The organism is Hyphomonas sp. (assembly GCF_016125515.1).
In the GTDB taxonomy this organism is placed as follows: Bacteria; Pseudomonadota; Alphaproteobacteria; order Caulobacterales; family Hyphomonadaceae; genus Hyphomonas.
This window is the reverse complement of record NZ_WGLO01000003.1, coordinates 157606-180444: the sequence shown is the minus strand read 5'-3', so window position 1 is coordinate 180444 and position 22839 is coordinate 157606. Positions and strand designations below refer to the sequence as shown.

The window sequence follows — 22839 nt, the reverse complement described above, 5'->3', positions numbered from 1 at the left end:
CGGAACTTGCGCAACTTCAGGAGTCCATACGCTCTACATGCCCACTTATGGACAGTTTATGGACGGATCTTGCGGCCTAATACGCCTCTTCCGCGAAGACCTTCGTGAGGTCTCGGTTCCAGGGGCCGTAATAGCGCTGCAGCAAGCGTTCGGCCGGCGTGAGGCCTGATGCGGCGATCTCGTGGAGGCCGGACAGGAAGCCCGTCTCGTCGTCGCCGGCGGCGTTGAGCCGGGCGCGGTCGCGCAGGCCTGCGCCTGAAATCTCCAGCACCTGCTTGGCCAGGTCCTGCATCGATCGCCCGCCCGGGATCGGTGTCTTGAGGCCCAGCGTGCGCACACCCTGGCGCATCGCTTCGCGCTCCGGCGCCGTCCAGTCCTTCACCAGGTCCCACGCCGCATCCAGCGCAGACTGGGAATACAGGATCCCGGTCCAGAATCCCGAGAAGGCGCACAACCGGTCCCATGGGCCCGCATCCGAGCCGCGCATTTCGAGGAAACGCTTCAGGCGCACTTCCGGAAAGATCGTCGACAGGTGGTCGGCAAAGTCGTCCATCGCCGGGCGCTCGCCCGGCAGGATCGGCAGCTTGCCCTCCATGAAATCGCGGAAGCTGAGGCCGCTGGCATCAAGGTACTGCCCGCCCCGGCGCACGAAATACATCGGCACATCCAGCGCGTAGTCGACATACTGCTCGAACCCGAAGCCGCTTTCGAAAGCGAACGGCAACATGCCGGAACGGTCGGGATCTGTATCGGTCCAGATCTGTGACCGGTAGGACAGGAACCCGTTCGGCCGGCCATCGATGAAGGGCGAGTTGGCAAACAGCGCCGTGCCGAGCGGCTGCAGCGCGAGCGACACGCGCAGCTTCTTCACCATGTCGGCTTCGGAGCCGAAATCGAGGTTCGCCTGAACCGTGCAGGTACGGAACATCATCTGGCGGCCGAGCCGTCCGACCTTGTCCATGTAGGCGGTCATGATCTTGTAGCGGCCCTTCGGCATGACCGGCGTTTCCGCCATGCTCCAGATCGGGCTCGCACCAAGGCCGAGGAAGCCGATGCCGAGCGGCTCAGCCAGTTCGCGTACTTCCGACAGGTGCTGGCCGACTTCGGTGCAGGTCTCGTGGATCGACTCAAGCGGTGCGCCGGACAATTCGAACTGGCCGCCGGGCTCGAGGCTCACGCTGGCGCCGTTCTTCTTGAGGCCGATCAGGTGTCCGCCTTCCGAGATCGGTTCCCATCCGAACCGGTCGCGCAGACCTTCCAGCATCGCGAGTACCGACGCCTTGCCCTCGTATGGCAGGGGCCGGAACCCGTCCCATAGGAAGCCGAATTTCTCGTGCTCGGTGCCGATGCGCCAGTCGGTGCGGAGCTTGGAGCCGGCTTCGAGGTACTCGACCAGTTCGGTCTTGCCACCGATCCGGGGCGAGGCCTCATCGATGTCGCTGGTTGGCGTGGTCACCGTCGGGCCTCCCGGCTCTGTTTTGTCTGTTCGTGCAGATAAGGGCGAAATGTGGCAACGCCAACGGGGGGACCGAAATTAGGTTTCAGCCCCAGTCGCCGCACACGGCCTGCCAGAGCGTCATAGCCGAAATCGCGGCCGTTTCGGCCCGCAGAATGCGGGGCCCGAGGCTGACCGCAAAGGTGTCGGGGCGGGCGCGCAGGAACGCCCGTTCCTCCGGCGTGAAGCCGCCTTCGGGGCCGATCAGGATGGCAGCATTACGGCCCCTCAGGCCTTCGAGCACGGCCCTCGCGGGCCCGGCCCGGCCGGTATCGCCGCCCCATGGCGCGCCAGCCTCGTCGCCCGCTTCGTCGCAGAAGATCACGGCCGTACCGGGCGTCAGCACGTCCAGCGCCTGGTCCAGTCCGGCCAGGTCTGTGATCGCGGGCAGGTCCAACCGTTCGGTCTGCTCCGCGGCCTCGAGTGCAATCTTGTTGAACCGGTCGAGCCGCACCGTGCGGGTCTGCGTGCGCTGGGTGAGGACCGGACAAATCGAAACTGCACCAAGCTCGGTCGCCTTTTCGACGATCAGGTCGGTTTCGTCTTTCTTTACCGGAGCGAACAGCAGGGTCATTGCCGGGGACGTCGGCGCGGGTTGCGGGCGCCGCTGCGAAACCGGCGACACGGTCGCCCGCTTGCCCGTCACCGAGGTGATCGCGGTGTCCCATTCCCCGTCTCGGCCATTGAACAGCCGGACCTCACCGCCCACCCCGAGCCGCAGCACGCGCAGCAGGTAGTTCGACTGCTCGTCGTCCAGCACCAGGACAGAGCCGGCAGAAAGATCAGCAGAAACAAAGAGTCGGAGCGTCGTGGGCATAGCGGGCGGTATAGTCCCGAACGGGCGCACCTGTCAGGTGTGGTTTTTGCATCACGTTTTGTGGTTTTGAAACCACAACCGGTGCGGGCCCATGGCAAATCAAGTATATCCCCTCGTGATGACTGCTCCGCCACGCCAAGACGATACAGGAAGTTTCAGCTTTCCGGCTGACACGGCCCTCCCCGGCTGGCTGGGGAGCCTGCCGGCTTCATGGCGCCCGTATGCGATGCTGGCACGGCTCGATCGGCCGGTCGGTATCTGGCTGCTTTACCTGCCTTGCGTGATAGGCCTCGCGTTCCAACGCCTGTCGAGCGGCCTGTTCCTGGCCGACCTCGCCTGGGCCGCCTTGTTCTTCATCGGCGCCGCCGCGATGCGCGGGGCAGGCTGCACCTGGAATGACATCACCGACCGCGACTTCGACGCCAAAGTCGCCCGCACGGCGCAGCGGCCCATTCCGTCTGGCGCGGTCACGGTCAAGCAGGCGTATATGTTCCTGCTGGCCCAGCTGGCCGCCGGGTTCCTCGTCTGGCTGATGCTGCCCGGCGATGCAAAGATCACTGCCTTGCTGGCCCTGCCGCTGGTCGCGGTCTACCCCTATGCCAAGCGCGTCACCTGGTGGCCGCAGGCGTGGCTCGGCCTCACGTTCAACTGGGGCGTCCTGGTGGGCGCCGCCACCGCCAGCCTGATCACCGGTCCGGCCTACGTGCTGTATTTCGGCCTCGGCCTTTGGACCATCGCCTACGACACGATCTACGCCTTGCAAGACCGCGAGGACGATGCCCTGATCGGCGTGCGCTCCACGGCGCGGCTGTTCGGCAAGCGGGCGGTGCTGATCTCGTTCGGTTTCCATATCGGGGCCGCTGCGCTGATCGCGCTGGCCGCCGCGCTGAACGATGCCGGACGCATCGGCGCACTCGCGGCGCTCGCCTTCCTCGTTCATGGCCTCTGGCAGACGATGACCCTCAAGACGCGCGGCGAGTCGGCGGCGCTCGGCGTGTTCAAGTCCAATGTCTGGGCTGGCGGCCTGGTCGCCATCGGCTTTGTCCTTGCGGCGCTCATCCCGGAACCGGCGCCGAAGACAATCTTCGCCGATCCGGAACAGGTGCCGCCGGTGAAGGCCGAAAGCATGACCCTGCCCTTCGGGCTGGAAATCCGCCGCAAGCCGGAACCGAAGCCCGACATCTGGATGGCCCGCGAGATCCGCCGCGCGATGGAAATTCGCGGCCTCGACCCCGACGCTACGGAAACCTCGCGCCAAAGGTGACGGGCTGCAGCGGCTGGCTTATAGTCCTGCCATGACCGTCCTCCTCGAAATGGTATCCGATCTCGTCTGCCCCTGGTGCTGGCTGGGTCTTCGCCGCATCGAAGCCGCGCGCGCCCTGGCGCCCGACGTCGATGTGCAGCTTGTTTTCCGTCCGTATGAGCTGGATCCGACGATCCCGCCGGAGGGCGTCGACTACAAGGCCTACATGTCCAGCCGGGTGACCTCGCCGGAAGGCAAGGAACGCATGGCGATGATGCGGCAGGCGCTGATCGACTATGGCGAGACGGAAGGCATCCCCTACCGGTTCGACAAGATTTCCCACCGCCCCAACAGTTTCGACGCGCACCGCATCGTGCGCTGGGCCCAGGGCCAGAACAAGGGCGCGGCCGCCAAGGAAGCGCTCTTCCAGGCCTATTTCGAAGACGCACGCGACATCGGCAACCATGGCGTGCTGACAGAGATCGCCGGACAGATTGGTCTGGATACGGACATTGTGGCCGAGCTGCTCACCAATGGCGCGGACACAGCGAACGTGCGGGCCGAGGCGGACACCTTCCGGCAGATGGGTATCTCAGGTGTGCCGACTTATATCGCCAACAGGCGCGTCGCCGTGCAAGGCGCCGAAAGCGCGGAGAAGCTGGCAAAGTTCATCCGCCATGCCGCTACGCTGCCGACCGAGGAACACCCCGCCGGCCCTCAGGCCTGACCGCCATGGACCTCGTGCGCATCCAAACGCAGGGCCGCATCGCCACCGTGTCGTTCGACACCGGCGCCAAGGCTAACGCACTCAGCCAGAAACTGATGCGTGAACTGACGACGGCCGCCTGCCTGTTCGCAGGCGATCCGGCCATCTCTGCCGTCATCCTGACCGGCCGTGCGGACAATTTCACGCTGGGCGCAGACCTGCGCGATCCGGAAGGCGCCGACGTGCGCCGGCTCGGCCTGTCCGAACGCCGCATCGGCCTTCGCACCGGTCCCGCGATGTGCGAAGCCTGGGAACAAGTGGACGCACTGACGATCTGCGCCATCGAAGGCTGGTGCGTCGGCGGCGGCGCGGCGCTCGCCGTCTCGTGCGACCTGCGGGTCGTTTCTGAAAACTCCACGCTTTACGTGCCGGAGGTTGAGCGCGGCATGAACATGAGTTGGAGATCGATCCCGCGTTTCGTCGCGCTGGTCGGCCCGGCCCGCGCGAAGCGGATCGCCGGGCTCTGTGAAAAGATCAGTGCACGGACGGCGCTGGACTGGGGCCTTGCTGATCATGTCGTTGCCCCCGGCAGCGCGCTGGCCAAGGCCCGCGAAGTCGCCGAAGCCGCCGCCAAACTGCCACCCACCGCGCTGAAGATGGTAAAGCAGGACGTGAACGTCGCCGCACTCGCGCTGGCCAAAGCCACGGCGCACCGGGACCTCGAAGCCTTCGCCCTGATGCAGCAGACGGAAGACTTCAAGGAAGGCGTGAAAGCCTTCTTCGAGAAGCGCGACCCGGATTTCACAGGTGACTAGACGCGCAACGCACCCCTGACGGGAAACCCTTGCCCGCAAGCAAAAGTGTCGACCAGAACTTTGGTTGACGGACGCGTCCTCGAAGCGCACAGTTACGCATCCTCGGAAATGCGGCGCTGACCGCCATGTTTCCGCAGGTGGGGAAAGGCCCGCGCATCGACGGGCAAACGGAAAGTCCGCATACGCGCGGGTTGATTTGTACAAAGATCACCGCGTCAGGCACGGCGTACACTCAGGCATTGCGCTTGAGCAACCCTTTCTTGACTGCGCATCATGCTGATCCGGCCCGAACGGCGCCCGGTCAGCCCAAAAGGACAAGAGATATGACGTTTTCAAACACCAGGAACTCCTTGAAACTGCTGACCGCGCCAGCCCTGGCCGTCGCCGTCGCAGGCTGCGCAACCTATGCGGCGGCGGAGCCGGCTGAAGTGTCAGTCGTTGACCAGAAGATCGCGCGCGCCATGCTCGCCGCCCCGTCCGACATATCGGCGGAATCGACCATCGTTGACGTAGACGGAACAGTCCTGCGTGAAGGCAGCAATGGCTGGACTTGCCTCCCCGGCATTCCGCTGATCCCCGGCGACGAACACCCGATGTGCAATGACGCCGCCTGGACGGCATGGCTGAAGGCGGCGATGACAGGGAGCAATTTCTCGACCGACGTTATCGGCGTGTCCTACATGCTTCAGGGCGATGCCATGGTGCATAACATGGACCCGGGCGCGACGACGCACGATGACAGCGGTATGTGGGTTCAGGATGGCCCGCATATCATGATGCTTTTCCCGACCACGGCTGAGATCGCCAGCCTGCCGCGGGATCCCTATGCGGGCGGACCGTACGTCATGTGGGACAACACGCCCATGGTGCACGTGATGGTGCCGATCGAGCCCAAATCCAGATAGCGAAGGCCTGCAAACCGCTCAGCTCAGCTGCAGCTCGACCAGCCGGTTGTAAGTGCCGCCCCTGGCCATAAGGGCATCGTGTGTGCCCTCTTCAACCGCGCGGCCGTCCTCCATCACGATGATGCGGTCGGCGGCCCGCACGGTCGAGAGGCGGTGGGCGATGATCAATACCGTCCGTCCACGCGCAAACTGCGACAATGCCTCCTGCACCTTGGCTTCGCTTTCGGCGTCCAGCGCCGAGGTCGCTTCATCCAGCAGCAGGATGGGCGCGCCGCGCAGGATCGCGCGGGCGAGCGCCACCCGCTGGCGCTGGCCGCCGGAAAGGTTGCGGCCCATCTCACCGGCCGGCGCGTCATAGCCGCCTGGCATCGCCTGGATGAACACGTGCGCGTTGGCCGCCATGGCAGCCTTCTCGACTGCCGCGCGCGTTGCGCCCGGTTTGCCCAGCGCGATGTTGTTGGCAATCGTATCGTCGAACAGGGCTGCGTCCTGCGCCACCAGCGCCATCTGGCCGCGCAGGCTCGCGCCGGTCACATCGCGCACGTCCAGTCCGTCGAGACGGACCGAGCCGCCATCGGCATCGTAGAGACGCATCAGCAGGTTGAACACGGTCGACTTACCCGCGCCGGACGCGCCGACGAACGCGACCGTCTCGCCGGGCCGCGCGGTGAAGGACAGCCCTTTCAGGGCCTGCGTGCCGTCCGGATAGGCAAAGTGCACATCGCTGAACTCGATCTCACCGCGCGCCGTTTCGATGCCCAGCGCGCCGGGCCGGTCAGCGACTTTCGGCTTTGCATCGACGATTTCGAACACGCGGTCGGCCGCGGCGGCGCCTTCCTGCGCGACCGCACTGATGGAGCCGAGCGCGCGCACTTCCGGCGCCGCGACGGCCACTGCACCGATCACGCCCAGCAGGTCGCCCAGCGTGTTCTGCCCCTGCGATATCCGCCAGGCGACGACGCCTAGCAGCGCCGCCAGCGCAAACCCGCCAAACACTTCCAGCACCGGATCGACGCCTGCGCGCTTGGACAAGACCTTCAGGAACAACGAGGACCGTTCGGCAAAGCCCTTTTCCGCCCGCGCCTTCTGCCAGCGCTCGAGCCCGAACGCCTTGACGACACGGGCAGACTGGAACCCTTCTGACAGGAGCGACGTGACTTCGCCCGTCTGCTCGGCCGACCTTTTCGCCCGCTTACGCACAGAATTGCCGAGCGAGACAACCGGGCCCAGCGCCAGTGGGTAGACCACCGCAATGATCAGCGCGAGCTGCCAGTCCTTCCAGAACAGCCAGATCAGTACACCGATCACTGTGGCGAGGCTCTTGGTGAAATTGTTGGCAAAGCGCAGCGCTGCCTCGCGGATCGAGATCACATCGCTGATGAAGCGGGAAACGAAGCTGCCCGAGGCATCCGCCGCGACGCGCGCGTAGTCACCGTCAATCAGCGCGTCATACTGAACGGTCTGCACACTGACGAGACCGCGTTGCACGCCGGTATTGTTCAACAATGTCATGCCATACATCGACAGCGACCGCCCCGCGGTCAGCACGATGATCGCGGCGATGCCGGACCAGATCCACCCCGTCGGCGCGCCGCCAGCGTCGCCGGTCATCTGCGCCTGCAGCGAATTGCCGACATAGTCGAGCGCGGCGACATAGCCGATGCCCCAAAGCGCGGTCAGCAACGCGAGCGCGGTGCCGCCGATAAACCATGCCCGGTGCGGCCAGAAATGCACCTTGAACAGCCGCCAGAGGGACCGCTGCGGTGCGGCGGGGGCGGGCTCAGATGTTATGGGTATCTCCCGTCGCGGGGTCGAGGAGCCGGTGCGCATGCAGGATGAAATAGCGCGTTTCGGCATGGTCCACGGTGCGCTGCGCCGCCGCTTTCCAGGCGTCATAGGCCGCCTGGTAGTTGGGGAAGGCCCCCACGAAATCGATCTGCGACAGGTCTTCGAACTCCACGCCCGTCACGTCTTTCAGTTCACCGCCGAACACGATGTGAAGCAGTTGTTTACCGTGTTTGTCCTTGTCGGCCATCTTGCGGAGCTCCGTCGTCTCTGGCGCCGGTTTCAACGCGGCCCGCGTTTGCGGGTCGGGTAGCGGCACATATCCAGTGCGGCGCACTAACAAAGGATGAAGCCCGTTTCCAGAGGCCAGCACACTGCGCTGGGCCGGAACGGCCTGATTGAACACCAGCGGCTCGCCGGCATGGGTCGTCGCCTGCCCGCCCGCTTCGGAAACGAGCACGGCGCCGGCCGCAAGGTCCCAGTCGGCCTTTTCGGCCAGCACGATCACTGCGTCCCAGTCTCCGGCGGCCACCAGCGCCAGGCGCAGAAGGGTCGCGTTCGGCTTGGGCCGGGCAAGTTGCACCTCCGGCCAGGGCTCGCGCCAGCTCGGGTGGCCGATCATGCCTTCATTGGTGATCAGGCGCGTGCCGGCTTCGCCGCGGCGCTGCGAAACCTGGATGCGCTGGCCGTTCCGCCTCGCCCCAGCCCCGCGCCGCGCCTCGTAAAACTGGCCCAGCGCCGGGGCATAGATCACCCCTGCCACCGCCTCGCCCTCTTCCACGATCGCCAGGCCCACGCACCAGTCCGCCCCGCCGCGCATGTAGGCGCGCGTGCCGTCGATGGGGTCCACCACCCAGCAGCGCGATTTCTGCCGCGCGCCGGGATCGTCCAGCGTTTCTTCCGACAGCCAGCCATATTCCGGGCGGGCCGTCTTCAGCGTCTGCGCGCACAGCCGGTTCACGGCGAGGTCGGCCTCGGTGACCGGACCGCCGGTCGTCTTGTTCCAGGATTCCGGCCCGCCATTGCCCAGATAGGACATCGCGAGGTCGCCGGCTTCCTGCGCCAGCTGGCAAAGCAAGCGGACGTCTGCGTCGAGTGTCCGCTCAGCTGCCAGCAAGGTTCATGTCCTCGATCAGGATCGACGGCGCATCCCGGGTCGAGCGGATCTCGAGGTCCGATGCCGGCACGAGCCGCGCGAACATCGACGGCAAGTCGCCCGCCACGGTCACTTCCGAAACCGGATAGGCAATCTCGCCATCCTCGAACCAGAAGCCCGCAACCCCGACAGAGTAGTCACCGGTGTTCGGGTTGATCGACGGGCCGAACATGTCCGTGATCAGAAGGCCCTTGCCGGCAGCCTTGGCCAACGCGCCGGGCGACTGCGTACCGGGACGCAGGTAGACGTTCGACGTCGACACGCCCGGCGGATCGCCGAAGCCCAGGCCGGCAAAGCCGTTCGGCGCAAGGCCCAACTGGCGGGCGGTCGGCGTGTTCAACAGCCAGCACGTGAGCCGTCCGTCCTCGATCAGGTGCGCCTCGGCGACCGGCAGGCCTTCGCCGTCATGCACGCGGCTGCCCATGCCCATCGGGCGCAAAGGATCATCGGTCAGGTAGACACCCTTGGCGAACACCTGCTCGCCCATCCGGTCCTTCAGGAAGCTCACGCCGCGCGCCACCGACGGGCCGGAAATCGCACCGAGGAAAGCGCCAATAAGGCTATCCGAAACGCGCCGGTCGAAGATCACGGCCGCTTTCTGCGTGTCGACCTTGCGGGCCCCGAGACGGGCAATTGTGCGCTCGCCGGCCGTCTTGCCGATCTCTTCCGCGGCCGGACGGTCCTTGGTGAAGCGGACAGACCAGCTGTCATAGTCCCGCTCCATCTGACCGTCCTTCTCCGCTACGGCTGCAAGGCCCAGACTGGTGGACGTGCCGGTCTTCCAGGACCGGAAGCCGTTGGTCGCCGCGACCCAGCGCTCAGACCGGTTCCAGGCAGCGCCGCACCCGGCCACCGTTTTGACGCCCGGCACGGCCAGCGCCGCAGCCTCGGCCGCCAGCGCCTCCCGCTCCAGCACCTCAGCGGAAATCTCCGGCTCACCGGTCAGGTCCATGTCGAACGGGCCCGTCGACAGCGCGCCGGGCTCCGGCAAGCCGCAATACTTGTCTTCCGGCACGGCCTGCGCCATCGCCACGCAGCGTTCGGATAAAGCTTTCAGCCCGTCCGGTGTCAGGTCCGCTCCCGAAACATGGGCCTGGCGCTTGCCGAAGAAGCAGCGCAGCGCGACGCTGGCGCTTTCCTCCCGCTCGATGCTTTCCAGCTTGCCATCGCGCACCGAGACGCTGACGCCGTCGGCCACGCCGATCCGGGCATCGGCTGCGCTGGCGCCGGCTTTGAGACAGTTGTCGAGCAGACCGGCCAGAAGCTCGGCCGGAGGTACGGTGAATCCAGTCATCCGCGCTAGATGGACCGCGCCGCAGCCCTGCGCAACAGGGCCGGTGCGCAGAGGCTCAATGCAACGCCAGCCAGACCAGACCGCCGGCAGCGGAAAGCATGCCTAGCCAGGTCAGCACCATCCCGCCCGCCCGCAGTGGCAGGATCGTCCGCGACAGGCCGAAGGCGTGCACGAGGCGCCCGACGGTGAAGACGCCGCCGACCGCATGGATCGCCCAGCCGGGCGCCCCCAGCGTGGCCAGCACGAACAGGCCCAGCATCGTCACCGGAATGTACTCTGACGCGTTGCCATGCACGCGGGTACGGATCTCGAGTTCGTTGTCCCCGCCGGTGCCCAGCGAGACCCGGGCGCTTTGCCGGCGACCGATCACGCGGAAGGAAAGATACCACAGCAGAAGGATATTGGCGGCTATATAGAGCGCCGAGATTTCAACAGGCGTCACTTCAGGTTTCCTCCAATGAAAAGACCGCCGGCATGACCGGCGGTCCAGATCGTTTCATCGCTCGTGCCCGGCGGCCGGCATTACATGTCCCGGCGGGCGTCCGGCAGGCGGTCGTTTATGTCGTCGCGGATGTCCATCAGCGTGACGATGAGGCCGCAGACGATGCTGGCCGCAACCCATCCGCCGAAGCTGAACACGGCAAAGTCAGCCACCTGGGCCAGCGGACCCGAGAGGCCGATCAGTTCGCCGGTGAATTCACCCTTCTGGTAAATGCCAAGGGCAATGCCGGCCACGATGATGGCGATATAGGCCACATACACCATGATCCGGAAACTGTTGATGATAATGAACTTCATTAGGATCCCCTTCTTGGTTCCGTCCTGTTGCGGGCACGCGCGCCGGTCAGCGGCACGTCCTGCGTATTCGATGTTTCAGGCTCCGGGCCCATTCCCCGGTCGGCCTGTCCTTATGCCCCCTTCGGTGCAGCTTCGCCGCAGGCCTCAAGGTCGTTTGTAATCGCGGAGAAGGCAAGCAGATCCTCCTCCGGAAGCGAGTTCAGGTAGTCCTGCATATCCTGCTTGTCGCGTCCGACGGCCTGGGCGACCTGTTTCAGACGCGCCGGATCGAGGTTCTTCTCGAGCGCCCCGACGACACAATTGCAGGTTGCTTCGGCTTCGCCCTGTTCAAGACAGGTTGCAATGAGGACCTGTTTGTCCGAGGGGCGGCCGAGTCCGCCGCATCCGGACAGGACAGCCATCGCCGCCGCCGAAACGATCAAGACCCGCATTCGACACCCTCCGGGCAACACGCAAGCCGAGTGCTCGCACGATTTCCGGCGACTGAAAAGCTATTCGCGGCCGAGCAATGCATCCAGTTGCAGTCCCCTGCCCAGCTTGCGGGCAAAAGCCTCCTTGACCGCCATGCGGTCATAATCCTCCGCCACCCAGTCCAGGAACGGCTTCCATTGGCCCCGCGGACGCCCGGCATTGTAGGCGGCATAGCTCTCGATGAAGGCGTCCAGCACCCCGGTCTTGCCCTGGCGCACGTGCAGGTATTTGCCCGACAGCTGCTCCACCGCCTCTTCGTAAGGCACCCGCTCGCGCAGCAGCTTGTACAGGACAGCCATCACCCCGGCCCGGTCCGCGCCGGACTTGCAGTGCATAAGGGCCGGGTATTCGATCCGCTCGAACAGGTCCCGGGCGGCAAAAATCGTCTCCCGCGTGGGCGGATCGCGCGAAAACACCTGGAAATCGACCAGTTCAATTCCCGCCTCGTCGCAGGCTTCCTTCTCCAGCAGGTAATAGCCCTTGGTGGTCGCGCCCCTCAGGTTCAGGATTGTGCGAATGCCCCGCTCCCGGGCATGGGCCAGCACCTGACGGGGCGAAGGCTGGTTTGAGCGCCACATCTCCGGCGAGATCCGGTGCAGGTTGCTGAACCGGGCCCGCAGGAAGCCGTGATCGCCCCAAACCAGCTCGCGGCGCGCCCGGGCGCGGCCCGCCGGGGTCGACAGGTCCGCCGGCACATGCGCCTTGCGTTTGGCTTTGGGCTTCAACTTTACCATGCCCCCGCACCTAAGCGCCAGCGCCCGCCGGGGCAAGCAGAAGCCTGCATCGGGACTATCCGGCGGCCTCCCGGAAAATAATTCAGCCCCGCTGCATCCATAGTCGCCCCTGGCTGCATCTTACGGGCATGAACACCAGCAATTGTGCTGGAAGAACCTGAAACGGAGACCCAAATGGGTGAGGAAATCATCGTCCCAGTCACAATGTTCGGCATGGTCGTCGGCATTGTGTGGCTTGTCAGCTACTTCAACGGCCGCAAGCGCCTGACCGTCCACGAAACCATCCGTCTGGCCATCGAAAAAGGCCAGCCCCTCTCGCCGGAGCTGATGGACCGCATGTCCATGGTGACCGACCCCGTCCGCGCCGACCTGCGCCGCGGTGTCCTCTTCCTGGCCTTCGGTGCAGCCTTCGCCGTCCTCGGCGCCATCATCGGAATGGAAGACTCCGATGCCCTGACCCCGATGCTGGGTGTTGCAACCTTCCCCATCTTCCTCGGTATCGCGTATATCGGACTGTGGGCGTTCGGTCGTGGCAAGTCAGAGGCCTGAGCTCTGGCTGGTCGCGTCGGGAGGACGAGACATGCGCAGCGACCCTGATCTGGCCCATGCGGCCGCACGAGGAAACGAGGCATCGTTTGCCGAGCTCGTGCGCCGCCACCAGGGCAAGGTGCGGGGGATGGCGCGGCGCCTCACCGGCTCGGAAGCCCAGGGCGACGACATAGCCCAGGCAACGTTCCTCACGGCATGGCAGAAGATCGCCACCTATGCCGGAGGCACGTTCAGCTCCTGGATCTGCACCATCTGCTGGAGGGAATTCCTTCAATGGCGCCGCCGGCAGAAGATGGAAATCGAGTTCGACGAGACCGCGGAAATCATTCCGTTCGATCGCTCGGCGGACCAGCACGAGATGCGGATGGACCTCACCCGCGCCCTTGAATCCCTCAGCGAAGCCCAGCGCGTATGTGTCGTGCTGTGTGTCGCCACGGGACTGACCCACCAGGAAGCGGCCGAAGTGACCGGCTGGCCTCTGGGAACTGTAAAGTCACACGTCCTGCGGGGAGTTGCCTTGCTACGGACCCGCCTTGAAAATGCCAACGTGGCGTGATGGAGTGATGATCATGCGTGAACAGGATGCCTACAAAGACCTCTCCGACCTCTTCATGGTCGAAGACAATGCGCTGCCGGCGCAGCCGTTCACCCGCCAGGTAATGAGCCGGGTTCGCCAGCAGAAAATGATGCGTCGCTTTGTGGTCGGTGGCCTCGGTCTTGCCGGAGCCGGCGTCGCGGCCCTTCAGCTGCCCCAGCTCCTCGCCGATTGGGTGGGCGTCGACAAGACGGTCACCGAAGCGCTGACGACCGCGCCGACCGAACTGGGCGCCGCCGCCGTCAGCCAGATCAGCGCTGCTGCCCTCGGCAACCCGATGTGGCTCGCCATCGCGGCCGGCGCCGCTCTCTGCGTCTTCGCGGTGTCGACCATCGAACGGGCCTGATCGAGCAGCCTACGGACGATTGAAAACCCTGGCCGCAAGGCCGGGGTTTTTTATTTGCGGTAGCCCATGCCCTGAAGCAGCATCCGCGTCTCATAGAGCGGCAGGCCGACGATGGCGGTATAGCTGCCTGAAATTTCCGTCACAAAACCGCCCGCCGCGCCCTGGATGCCATAGCCGCCAGCCTTGCCTTTCCAGTCCCCGCACGCGACGTATTCCGCGATCTCGTCTTCGGTGAGGCGCTTCATCTTCACGCGCGCCAGCACCGTGCGCACACCGAGACGGCCATCGGGTGCGCGCACCGCTACACCCGTGATGCATTGATGCGCCCGGCCGGAGAGCAGACGCAGGAAGGCGGCCGCTTCTGCCCCGTCCGCCGCCTTCTCGAGATTGCGCTGGCCCAGCGCGACCACCGTATCGGCCGCCAGCACGAAGCCGTCCGCGTCGCAGGCCAGCGCCTTCTCGCGCGCCAGACGCTCGGCCAGCGCACGCGGCGACTCGTCCTTGCGCCGGGTTTCGTCGATGTCCGTGGGCCGGATCTCGTCCGGGGTGAGCCCGACCTGTGCCAGCAGTTCGAGTCGGCGCGGGCTGGCACTGGCCAGGATCAGGCGGCTCATTCCGGAACCTTGAACGTCGCGCTCGCCTGAGCAATTGCGGCGCCGTCGGCGCGCACCATCGCGCGCGCGAACGCAACGCTCCGGCCGCTCTTCACGTGGTCGGTATCGACGACAAGCCATTGACCGATGCGGCCGGTGCCCAGGAAGTCTGTGGACAAGCTGATGGTCACGAGCCCTTTGGGTTCGCGCCCCTCACTGCGCATTTTCTGGATGCAGGACAGGCCCATGGCGTTATCCGCCAGCGTCGTGATCAGGCCGCCATGCGCAAAGCCGCGGGAGTTGCAATGGGCTTCGCCAAGGAACAGGCCGATCTGGACCCGGTCTTCCAGCACGCGCGAATAAAGCGGCTCCCAGGGGTCCGTGAATCCCGACTTCCGGAAATGGGGCTCGAAGCCTTCTGGAAGTTCTAGAACACTCATTCAGGATGGATTTATTTGAAGCGGTAGGTGATGCGGCCTTTGGTCAGGTCGTACGGGGTCATCTCGATCATGACCTTGTCACCCGTCAGCACGCGGATGCGGTTCTTGCGCATCTTGCCTGCCGTATGTGCGATGATTTCGTGACTGTTCTCAAGTTTCACGCGGAACGTCGCGTTCGGCAGCAGTTCAACGACTGTGCCTTCGAATTCGATGAGTTCTTCTTTCGACATGCTCTCTCCAGCTGACGGGCGTGGTGCCCCGCATAGGTAAACCTGCGCTGCGCCATACAGCTTTGCACAGATTCCAGCAAGCGCCGGAGGGAGTCGGGGGTAAACGCCCGGGACTCAGCGTGGCGGGAACGGCACACCGGACTTCAGGCTGCACTGGCCGGCAAAGCCCGGAAATGCACCGTTTATGTCGTCATGCGACTCGGCAAACCCGTCCCCGATCATGATCCGGGCGGACACGGTGGTGGCGATCGCGGCCAGCAGTTCCGGGGTCAGCGGCAGGGTCATGCTGACGCCGGTGCCGTTGTCGTTCACCAACACGGCCTCGCCCGGAAAGGCTTCGCCGGACACCACGAATTGTGCCGGGCCGGCCTCGGCATAGTTGCCGAGCTGGCGCGCCGGTGCGACCGCTTCCAGCGTCTTGGTTACCGTGTTGCAATTCATGGCGAATTTCGGCGGCGACAGCCCCGTCAGCTCATCCTGGATGCCAGTATCCACCAGAGAAAAGCCCGTCTCCGTGTCGAACATCTCGAGCCCCGTGACCGACGGGTCGATGGCCGGCTCGGGCTCCACGGGCAGCACCTCTTCCACCACGGCATCGGCCGGCGCTTCGAGGCTCGGCGTATGATCTCGCCCGCCACATGCGGCCAGAACGGCAAGGCTCAGAACGGACAGGACGGTCAGCGATTTCATGGTGCGCATATCCTCAGGTTCCCGGTGCGCGGCCTTGCCCGGCATGCAAGGCGCAGATCAGCGTGAACAGCCGCCGCGCCGTCGGATGATCAATCTCGATCTTGCCGGCAAGGCGCTCCTTCAGCAGTTCCGAGCCCTCATTGTGGATGCCGCGCCGGGCCATATCGATCGCCTCGATCTGGTGAGGCGTCTGTGTACGGATGGCTTCGTAATAGCTGTCGCAGATCATGAAATAGTCGCGGATCACACCGCGGAACGGGCCGAGCGACAGGATGAAGGTGTGGACGTCACCGCCCGCCTCGTCGTGCACAGCCAGGATCAGGCGCCGCTCCGCCTGGCTCAGCGACAGGACATACGGCCCGCGCGACTCGCCCACCACTTCGAAGCTGTTCTCTTCGATCAGGTCGAAGATGGCGACACGGCGCTCGTGCTCCGCATCCGGCCCCGACGCACCCAGCGTGTCGTCATCGATATGGACGGCGATGAGGCGATCAGTGCCCATCGCTCCCACCCCGTTTCGTGCGGATGGAAACCGACCGCGCGTGGGCCGGCAGGCGTTCGGCCTCAGCGAGCCGCAAGGCCGCCGGCGCAAGCACCTCGAGCCCGTGCGGCCCGGCGCGCTGCACGCTCATGCGTTTCAGGAAATCATAAAGTCCGAGTCCGGACGAAAAACGCGCGGCGCGGCTCGTCGGGAGGACGTGGTTCGATCCCGTCACATAGTCGCCCAGCGCTTCGGGCGTGTGGTGGCCGAGGAACACCGCGCCGGCATGCCGGATCAGCGGCAACAGGCCGTCCGGGTCCTCGATGCAAAGCTCAAGGTGCTCCGCCGCAATCCGGTTTGCCACCTCGGCAGCCTGCAGCCGGTCGCGTACATGGATGATGGCGCCGTGATTGACCCAGGACTCCCGTGCGCGCTCGCCGGTGGAAAGGGTCTTCAACTGGTTTTCCACAGCCTGATCCACAGCCTTACCCACAGCCTCATCCACAGTAATGAGGATGGATTGGCTCGATGGATCATGCTCCGCCTGGCTCAGCAGGTCGGCGGCCACCCATTCGGGATTGGCCGTGCTGTCCGCGATCACCAGGATCTCGGACGGCCCGGCAATGGTGTCGATACCGACCCGGCCGAACACCTGCCGCTTGGCTTCCGCCACGAAGGCATTGCCGGGGCCGACAATCTTGTCGACCGGCGCCAGCGCGCCCGCGCCGAAGGCCAGCGCGGCAACTGCCTGCGCCCCGCCGATCGGGTAGAATTCATCGACGCCGGCCTTCAGCGCGGCATAGGCCACCGCGGGCGACAGCTCGCCATTCGGCGCCGGGGCGACCATCACGATCCGCTCGACGCCTGCAATGCGGGCCGGCACGATGTTCATCAGCACCGAGGACGGATAGCTCGCCCGTCCGCCAGGAACGTACACGCCGACCGAGTCCAGCGCCGTCCAGCGCCAGCCGAGTTCGACACCGGCTTCATCCGTGAAGCGATGATCGGCCGGGCGCTGCGCGCCGTGATAGACCGCGATCCGGTCATGCGCGAAGTCGATGGCCGCACGCAGGTCTGCCGGGCACTGCGCCGCCAGCGCGTGCAGGTTCACATTGTCGGATTCCAGCGTCGACGGATCGATCTGCAGACCGTCGAACTTCGCGGTCTGGTCGGCCACCGCCGCGCCGCCGCGCGCCTTCACATCGTCGAGGATGGCCTTCACGACGCCGAACACATCTTCGCCGCCGCCGCGATCTTCCGCAAGGAAGCGCGTCAACACCTCATCGAACTGAGGCCTGGTGGCGTCAAAGTGGCGGGCCATTTCGGGTTCCGGCGATTAGCAAGCCTCGCTTCATGGACCGTCCCCCCGGCGCTGGCAAGGCGGCGAATGGGGCAATTTGCGGGCGTCTGGCAAAGGGCTCCGGGGAGGACTAGTCTGGCCCCGGACAGGCACAGGAGGGACCACGGCGATGTTCAGCCATGTCACGCTCGGCACGAATGACTGGGACCGGGCCCAGCCGTTCTGGGATGCCGTCGCCGCCGCGCTCGGCCTTCCCGTATTGTTCCAGTACCCGGGCGGCATCGCCTATGGCCTGCCGAACGGCCCGAAAATCTTCATCGGCCCGCCCTTCGACGGCCAGCCCGCCACCCACGGCAACGGCACCCATATTGCCTTCCTCGCCAAGGACCGCGCCACCGTGGACGCCTTCCACGCCGCCGCCCTGTCGCATGGCGGCACCGACGAGGGCCTGCCGGGTCCGCGCCCGCATTATCATCCGAACTATTACGGCGCCTATGTCCGCGACCCCGACGGCAACAAGCTCCAGGCCGTCTGCCACTCGAAACCGGAATAGCATTCTTCGTCAGCAGACCAAGAGCACCAACTCGCCTTCCCCGTACAGGGGACGGTTCGGGTGGGTTGACTGAACGACATTGGCCTAGCGTTTGCGCCGCTCATGGCTCGGCACGTGCCGTGTCGGCCAGACATAGTCGCTGTCGATCAGCGAAGCGTCGAGCGCTTCGACGGTCAGGACAATCTCGCCGTCGCCCGCAAAGAGCAACGTGACCTTGCCGCCCGGCGGCTCGGCGTCCGGGGTGAACTCGGCGCTCAGCAGGGACAGGATCAGCTCAGGGTCGGCCTTTGTGATGCCGCGCGTCTTCACGCCCAGCACGCCATCAAAGGCCAGCAGCGCGCGTACACGTTCGCCCGGCTCACCCTTGCGCTTCGGCGCGTTTTCCCAGCGATAACGGTTCAGTTCGAGGCCGAAGCGGCGCTTCTTCTGCTCGTATTTCAGGTTGCCTGCCTTCACGACCGCGTCCTGCACGGCCGCCGCGATGATCTTCAGGTCTTCAGCGTCCTCGGTGAAGAGGCGCAGCGGTTTTGGATCGGTCATCAGCCCCTGCCGTGATTACTCGTCTTCGCCAGATCGGCGTTCGATCTTCGCTCCGCAAGCCCCGAGCTTCGCTTCGAGGCGTTCGAAGCCGCGGTCGAGGTGGTATATCCGGTTCACGACCGTCTCACCTTCCGCCGCGAGGCCCGCGATGACCAGCGATACCGAGGCGCGCAGGTCCGTCGCCATGACCGGCGCGGCCGTCAGGCGATCGACGCCCTTCACCACGGCCTCCTGCCCGCGCACCGTGATGTCGGCGCCGAGGCGGGAGAGTTCCGGGGCGTGCATGAACCGGTTCTCGAAGATGGTTTCGCGGATGATGCTCGTGCCCTTGGCGGTGCACATCAGGGCCATAAACTGGGCCTGCAGGTCGGTCGGGAAGCCTGGATGCGGCTGCGTCGACAGGCTGACGGCTTTGAGCGGAGACCCGTTGCGCCGGATGCGCAGGGTCGAGGCCGCTTCGTCGGCGTCCACAGTCACGCCCGCTTCGCGCAGCTTGGCGATCAGCGCGCCGAGATCGGCCACCGGCGCGCCATCAAGCGTCACATCACCGCCTGCCGCCGCTGCGGCCATGGCGAAGGTGCCCGCCTCGATCCGGTCCGGCATCACGGGATAGGTCGTGCCCTTGAGGCTTTCGACGCCCTTGATACGGATGATCGACGTGCCAGCGCCGGTGATGTTGGCGCCCATCGTGTTGAGGCAGTTGGCGAGGTCCTCGATCTCGGGCTCGCGCGCGGCGTTCTCCAGGATGGTCTCGCCCTTGGCCAGCGTCGCAGTGAGCATCGCATGCTCGGTCGCGCCGACCGAGACGGTCGAGAAGTTGATGTGGGCGCCCTTGAGGCCGTGAATGGCCGCGGCTTTCACATAGCCGCCCTCGACGCGCAGGTCCGCGCCCATCGCTTCCAGCGCCTGCAGGTGAAGGTCCACCGGGCGCGCGCCGATAGCGCAGCCGCCGGGCAGCGACACAGTGGCGTGGCCCGACCGCGCGACGAGCGGACCGAGCACGTTGAAGCTCGCCCGCATCTTCCGCACCTGTTCGTAGGGCGCGATGGTGGATTTCAGCTCTGCCGCGTTCAGGTGGCAGGTCGAGGTGCCTTTCGGCCAGTAGACCTCGACGCCAAGCGATTCCAGCAGCTGCGCGAGGAAGCGCGTGTCCGCCAGGTTCGGCATGTTGGTCAGCTCCACCGGCTGATCCGTCAGCAGGCAGGTAACCATGAGCTTCAGCGCCGAGTTCTTGGCGCCGGAAACGGAGATGTGGCCGTGGAGCGGCGTGCCGCCCGTGATGTGAAGTCTGTCCATGGCGCGGAGATATACTGTGCTTCGCGGCTTTGTCAGGGCCGGAATGTGCGTGTGTTCAGGTTTTCATCTGGAGCGGCAACCAGGCGAGGCCGCGCGTGCCGAACCGTTTGCCCCAGGGCAGCGCCATCGGATCGCCATCGATCGCCAACCCCGGCCAACGGGCCAGCAGCTGCTGCAGGGCGATTTCCGCCTCCGCCGTGGCGAGGTGAAGACCAAGGCAAAGGTGCGGCCCCCACCCCCAGCCGAGATGGCGATTGGGCCGCCGCGCCAGGTCCAGCGTCAGCGGATCGTCGAACACCGCCGGGTCCAGGTTGCCGGCCGCCAGCAGTGCCATGACCGGCTTGCCCCGCTGGACCGGCACGCCCAACAGGTCGGTATCGGCGCGCGCATAGCGCGGCTTGGTCATCTGCACCGGGCTGCAGAAACGCATCAGTTCGTCCACCGCAACCGCCCGGGCGTCATCGTCCATCGCCGCGATCCGGTCGCGCGCGCCCGGTGTCGTCAGCATCGTCCAGACGCCGGAGGAGATGAGGTGCGTCGTCGTCTCGTGCCCGGCTGCGAACAGCACGAACACCATGGCCAACAGTTCGTCCTCGCTCAGGCGGCCTTCGTCGCACTCGGCATGGACCAGATCCGAGATCAGCCCCGGCCGGGCCTCCCGGCGGGCCAGTTCGAACTCCGCCCGGAACTCCCGCTGGATCCATCCGGTCTTCATCAGGGCCTGCAACACGGCCAGAACGCTGCCCGAGGTGAAACCGTTGAATACCCGGATCAGCTCGGCCCGCCGCGCCGGTGAAACACCCAGCAGGTCGCAGATCACCTGCAGCGGCAAGGGCCGGCAAAGTCCGGTGACGAGGTCCGTGTTGCCGTCCGCCGCCATCGTGTCCAGCAGCGCGGAACATTGCGCGGCAATCGCCGGCCTGAGCCCGTCGATCGATGTCCGCCGGAAGGGGGCATCGGACAGCCGCCGCAGACGGGTATGGTCGGGCTCGTCGAGCGTCAGCAGGTTCTCGGCCAGCACTTTCAGGGACTTCGGCAGGAAGCTCATCCCGAAGGCCGACTTGTGACCGGCATTGCGGGCATCGACGGCGAAGCGCTCCGTATCCTTCAGGAAACTGGCGATCCCGGCATGGCTGAGCACCAGCGTCACCCGGCCGACGATCATGGCATTGGTCTCAGCGACCGACCCCGCCGCCAGCGCGCCCGCGAGATAGGCATGAGGGGCGCGGTGGAAGGCCTGCCCCGAGAGCTTCAGAAAGGTCATGTCCACCTCCGGGGTGCTCCGGATGACGGAGTGCCCTGTTTCGCTTATGGTCCGCAACAACCTTGTGGCGCGGAACCCATGCACACGGTAGATGCAATCCACTCACGCCGCTCGATCCGGGCCTATCAGGCCCGTCCGGTCGACCGGACGGTCATTGGCGAAATCCTGTGGGACGCGGCCCAGGCCCCGACCCTTCCCGTTGGTCTGGACACGCCGTTCACCTTCGTGGTGATCGAAGGCGCAGACCGGCTTGCGCTTTATGGATCGCAGGCGCTGGACTTTGCCCGGGCAAACGGGGCGGACGGTCCGGAGGACGACACACGGGTTTTCTTCGATGCGCCGGTCGCCATCGTCATCTGCGCTGAAGCCGATGCGGCCGGCGAGGCGCTGCAGAACTGTACCCGTGCGGGCCAGAACCTGATGCTGTCGGCCGAGGCGCGGGGACTCGGCACCTGCTGGGTGAGGCTCGCGCTGCCCTGGCTCTGCGATTCGCAGACCCGGGCGGAATTGGCCATTCCGGATGGCCTGACCCCGTTTGCCGCCTTCACCCTCGGCCATCCGCAGGGCATGCCGGCCGGCAAGCCGCGCGAGCGCCCGCCGGTCATCTGGTCGCCCTAGGATTTGCCCGTGTTTTCAGGCGGACTGGCCCTGCCCGGCTCCTTGCGGGCTGCCGCCTTGCGGCGCTTCAGGTTGGCCCGCAGCGCCTCGGCCCGGCGGGCTGCACGCTCGGCTTGTTCGGAGGTTGGAGGCTTCTGGCTCATATTCAGCGGCAAAACGGTCTTTTCACAATGGAAGGCTTAGGCTAAAGCCCCCGAACCGAACCGGCAATGCCGCCTTAGCTCAGGGGTAGAGCGCATCATTGGTAATGATGAGGTCGAGAGTTCAATTCTCTCAGGTGGCACCAGCCGGGACCGGATCTCCCGAAAATCTCAGGAATATTTCGGCGCCCGCTTCTCCATGAAGGCGGCCACACCTTCCCGGAAGTTCGGGTCGTTGGCCGTCAGCATCTGGCTGCGGTCTTCGATCGCCATCACGGCTTCGAGGCCGCTGGCATCGATCGAGTGGTTCAGGCAATCCTTGGTCAGCCGGAGGCCGAGCGGCGTGGCGTGCAACATGTCCTGCGCGAAGGCATCAGCTTCGGTCAGCAACTCGGCGGCCGGCACGACCCGGTTGGCAAGGCCGATCTCGAAGGCGCGTCTTGCATCGATGAAGCGGCCCGTCAGCATGTATTCGCTGGCCAGCGACTGGCCAATCATTCGCGGCAGGAAATAGGACACACCCATATCACAGGCGCTGAGGCCGATCCGGATGAAGGCCGCGTTCATGCGTGCGTCTTCCGAGAGGATCCGGATGTCCGACGCCAGCGCAAAGGCAAAGCCGCCGCCGCTGGCGGCGCCCTGCACGCAGCTGATGATCGGCTGCGGGCATCGGCGCATCGCAACATAGATTTCCGCAATCGAGCGCTGCTTGTCGAGCGAAGCTTCGATGCTGGATCTGCCGCTGGAGGTTTCCTTGAGGTCGAGCCCGGCGCAGAAGGCCCGGCCTTCGCCGCGCAGGATCACCACCCGGACTGTCCGGTCGAAATACAGCCCGTGGAACACCTCGCGCAGTTCCGTGGTGAGCTGCGTGTTCAGCGCGTTGAGCTGCGCCGGCCGGTTCATGATCACATGCAACACTTCGCCCGATAGCTCGAGCCGGAGGGCGGTCAGGGTCTGGGTCATGGACGTATCCTTGCGATGGGTG

At 65.6% G+C, this 22839-nt stretch carries 29 protein-coding genes and 1 tRNA gene; 10 read left to right on the top strand and 20 right to left on the bottom strand.

Annotation, left to right across the window (positions count from 1 at the left end; translation table 11 throughout):
• Positions 1–76: 76 nt before the first annotated feature.
• Positions 77–1456, bottom strand: coding sequence for a glutamate--cysteine ligase (locus tag GC148_RS04115; RefSeq protein ID WP_291068929.1), 1380 nt, complete (start codon positions 1454–1456; stop codon positions 77–79).
• 85 nt (positions 1457–1541) lie between these two features.
• The gene (locus GC148_RS04110) at positions 1542–2312 is read right to left on the bottom strand and encodes a 16S rRNA (uracil(1498)-N(3))-methyltransferase (protein WP_291068928.1); all 771 of its coding nucleotides are present in this window, start codon (positions 2310–2312) and stop codon (positions 1542–1544) included.
• 91 nt (positions 2313–2403) lie between these two features.
• Between GC148_RS04110 and ubiA the strand changes: the two genes are divergently transcribed.
• The 4 genes from ubiA (at position 2404) to GC148_RS04090 (ending at position 5981) form a co-directional block, all read left to right on the top strand.
• Positions 2404–3576: a 4-hydroxybenzoate octaprenyltransferase gene (gene ubiA, locus GC148_RS04105; protein WP_291068926.1), complete on the top strand. Its 1173-nt coding sequence runs from the start codon at positions 2404–2406 to the stop codon at positions 3574–3576.
• Positions 3577–3607: 31 nt separating this feature from the next.
• Positions 3608–4282: a DsbA family oxidoreductase gene (locus tag GC148_RS04100; RefSeq protein ID WP_291068924.1), complete on the top strand. Its 675-nt coding sequence runs from the start codon at positions 3608–3610 to the stop codon at positions 4280–4282.
• A 5-nt stretch (positions 4283–4287) separates the two neighbouring features.
• Positions 4288–5076 (top strand): enoyl-CoA hydratase/isomerase family protein, encoded by a 789-nt coding sequence (locus GC148_RS04095; protein ID WP_291068922.1) that lies wholly within the window; start codon positions 4288–4290, stop codon positions 5074–5076.
• A 323-nt stretch (positions 5077–5399) separates the two neighbouring features.
• On the top strand, positions 5400–5981 hold the full coding sequence (locus tag GC148_RS04090) for a hypothetical protein (RefSeq protein WP_291068920.1): 582 nt from the start codon (positions 5400–5402) through the stop codon (positions 5979–5981).
• An 18-nt stretch (positions 5982–5999) separates the two neighbouring features.
• On the opposite strand, the gene GC148_RS04085 is transcribed toward GC148_RS04090, so the two are convergent.
• The 7 genes from GC148_RS04085 to GC148_RS04055 all read right to left on the bottom strand — a co-directional run bounded on the left by GC148_RS04085 (position 6000) and on the right by GC148_RS04055 (position 12219).
• Positions 6000–7715: an ABC transporter ATP-binding protein gene (locus GC148_RS04085; RefSeq protein ID WP_291068918.1), complete on the bottom strand. Its 1716-nt coding sequence runs from the start codon at positions 7713–7715 to the stop codon at positions 6000–6002.
• A 46-nt stretch (positions 7716–7761) separates the two neighbouring features.
• Complete coding sequence (locus GC148_RS04080; protein ID WP_291068916.1) at positions 7762–8883, bottom strand: inositol monophosphatase family protein; 1122 nt, start codon at positions 8881–8883, stop codon at positions 7762–7764.
• Positions 8870–10216, bottom strand: coding sequence for a TldD/PmbA family protein (locus GC148_RS04075; RefSeq protein ID WP_291068914.1), 1347 nt, complete (start codon positions 10214–10216; stop codon positions 8870–8872). The genes GC148_RS04080 and GC148_RS04075 overlap by 14 nt, the downstream gene beginning before the upstream one ends.
• A 55-nt stretch (positions 10217–10271) precedes the next feature.
• On the bottom strand, positions 10272–10658 hold the full coding sequence (locus GC148_RS04070; RefSeq protein WP_291068913.1) for an MAPEG family protein: 387 nt from the start codon (positions 10656–10658) through the stop codon (positions 10272–10274).
• A gap of 80 nt (positions 10659–10738) precedes the next feature.
• Positions 10739–11014, bottom strand: a complete 276-nt coding sequence (locus GC148_RS04065; protein ID WP_291068911.1) for a hypothetical protein — start codon at positions 11012–11014, stop codon at positions 10739–10741.
• Between the two features lie 110 nt (positions 11015–11124).
• A complete protein-coding gene (locus GC148_RS04060) occupies positions 11125–11445 on the bottom strand; it encodes a hypothetical protein (protein ID WP_291068910.1) in 321 nt (106 codons plus the stop codon).
• Positions 11446–11505: 60 nt separating this feature from the next.
• Positions 11506–12219, bottom strand: a complete 714-nt coding sequence (locus GC148_RS04055; protein ID WP_291068909.1) for a protein tyrosine phosphatase — start codon at positions 12217–12219, stop codon at positions 11506–11508.
• Positions 12220–12393: 174 nt separating this feature from the next.
• Between GC148_RS04055 and GC148_RS04050 the strand changes: the two genes are divergently transcribed.
• From GC148_RS04050 to GC148_RS04040, 3 genes are read left to right on the top strand one after another with little or no spacing between them, the layout of a single operon-like run.
• Positions 12394–12768, top strand: a complete 375-nt coding sequence (locus GC148_RS04050; protein ID WP_291068907.1) for a DUF6249 domain-containing protein — start codon at positions 12394–12396, stop codon at positions 12766–12768.
• Positions 12769–12799: 31 nt separating this feature from the next.
• Entirely contained in the window at positions 12800–13324 is a 525-nt protein-coding gene (locus GC148_RS04045; RefSeq protein WP_291068906.1) for an RNA polymerase sigma factor, read from the top strand.
• Positions 13325–13337: 13 nt separating this feature from the next.
• Entirely contained in the window at positions 13338–13709 is a 372-nt protein-coding gene (locus GC148_RS04040) for a hypothetical protein (protein WP_291068904.1), read from the top strand.
• A gap of 50 nt (positions 13710–13759) precedes the next feature.
• On the opposite strand, the gene GC148_RS04035 is transcribed toward GC148_RS04040, so the two are convergent.
• The 6 genes from GC148_RS04035 to hisD form a co-directional block, all read right to left on the bottom strand.
• Entirely contained in the window at positions 13760–14323 is a 564-nt protein-coding gene (locus tag GC148_RS04035) for a nucleoside triphosphate pyrophosphatase (protein WP_291068902.1), read from the bottom strand.
• Complete coding sequence (locus GC148_RS04030; RefSeq protein ID WP_291068900.1) at positions 14320–14742, bottom strand: PaaI family thioesterase; 423 nt, start codon at positions 14740–14742, stop codon at positions 14320–14322. The genes GC148_RS04035 and GC148_RS04030 overlap by 4 nt, the downstream gene beginning before the upstream one ends.
• An 11-nt stretch (positions 14743–14753) precedes the next feature.
• Positions 14754–14972 carry a translation initiation factor IF-1 gene (gene infA, locus GC148_RS04025; RefSeq protein WP_291063860.1) on the bottom strand — a complete coding sequence of 73 codons (219 nt, stop codon included), beginning with the start codon at positions 14970–14972 and terminating at the stop codon, positions 14754–14756.
• Between the two features lie 114 nt (positions 14973–15086).
• Entirely contained in the window at positions 15087–15662 is a 576-nt protein-coding gene (locus GC148_RS04020; RefSeq protein WP_291068898.1) for a hypothetical protein, read from the bottom strand.
• A 13-nt stretch (positions 15663–15675) separates the two neighbouring features.
• Positions 15676–16164 (bottom strand): UPF0262 family protein, encoded by a 489-nt coding sequence (locus GC148_RS04015; RefSeq protein WP_291068896.1) that lies wholly within the window; start codon positions 16162–16164, stop codon positions 15676–15678.
• Positions 16154–17464, bottom strand: a complete 1311-nt coding sequence (gene hisD / locus GC148_RS04010; protein ID WP_291068895.1) for a histidinol dehydrogenase — start codon at positions 17462–17464, stop codon at positions 16154–16156. The genes GC148_RS04015 and hisD overlap by 11 nt, the downstream gene beginning before the upstream one ends.
• A 148-nt stretch (positions 17465–17612) precedes the next feature.
• Between hisD and GC148_RS04005 the strand changes: the two genes are divergently transcribed.
• Positions 17613–17996, top strand: a complete 384-nt coding sequence (locus GC148_RS04005) for a VOC family protein (RefSeq protein WP_291068893.1) — start codon at positions 17613–17615, stop codon at positions 17994–17996.
• Positions 17997–18080: 84 nt separating this feature from the next.
• Here GC148_RS04005 and GC148_RS04000 read toward each other — a convergent pair whose 3' ends face one another.
• Genes GC148_RS04000 through GC148_RS03990 form a run of 3 tightly spaced genes read right to left on the bottom strand, consistent with a single transcriptional unit; the run spans position 18081 to position 21096 of the window.
• Complete coding sequence (locus tag GC148_RS04000; RefSeq protein WP_291068891.1) at positions 18081–18536, bottom strand: DUF2948 family protein; 456 nt, start codon at positions 18534–18536, stop codon at positions 18081–18083.
• 15 nt (positions 18537–18551) lie between these two features.
• Entirely contained in the window at positions 18552–19832 is a 1281-nt protein-coding gene (murA, locus tag GC148_RS03995; protein ID WP_291068890.1) for a UDP-N-acetylglucosamine 1-carboxyvinyltransferase, read from the bottom strand.
• 55 nt (positions 19833–19887) lie between these two features.
• Positions 19888–21096 carry a cytochrome P450 gene (locus GC148_RS03990; RefSeq protein ID WP_291068888.1) on the bottom strand — a complete coding sequence of 403 codons (1209 nt, stop codon included), beginning with the start codon at positions 21094–21096 and terminating at the stop codon, positions 19888–19890.
• Positions 21097–21174: 78 nt separating this feature from the next.
• Between GC148_RS03990 and GC148_RS03985 the strand changes: the two genes are divergently transcribed.
• Positions 21175–21714 (top strand): nitroreductase family protein, encoded by a 540-nt coding sequence (locus GC148_RS03985; RefSeq protein WP_291068886.1) that lies wholly within the window; start codon positions 21175–21177, stop codon positions 21712–21714.
• Here the strand turns inward: GC148_RS03985 and GC148_RS03980 are convergent.
• Complete coding sequence (locus tag GC148_RS03980) at positions 21711–21857, bottom strand: hypothetical protein (protein ID WP_291068884.1); 147 nt, start codon at positions 21855–21857, stop codon at positions 21711–21713. The genes GC148_RS03985 and GC148_RS03980 overlap by 4 nt on opposite strands.
• Positions 21858–21925: 68 nt before the next feature.
• On the opposite strand from GC148_RS03980, the gene GC148_RS03975 reads away from it, so the two are divergent.
• A tRNA-Thr gene (locus GC148_RS03975) sits at positions 21926–22000 on the top strand.
• Positions 22001–22025: 25 nt separating this feature from the next.
• Here GC148_RS03975 and GC148_RS03970 read toward each other — a convergent pair.
• On the bottom strand, positions 22026–22817 hold the full coding sequence (locus GC148_RS03970) for an enoyl-CoA hydratase/isomerase family protein (protein WP_291068882.1): 792 nt from the start codon (positions 22815–22817) through the stop codon (positions 22026–22028).
• Between the last annotated feature and the right edge of the window lie 22 nt (positions 22818–22839).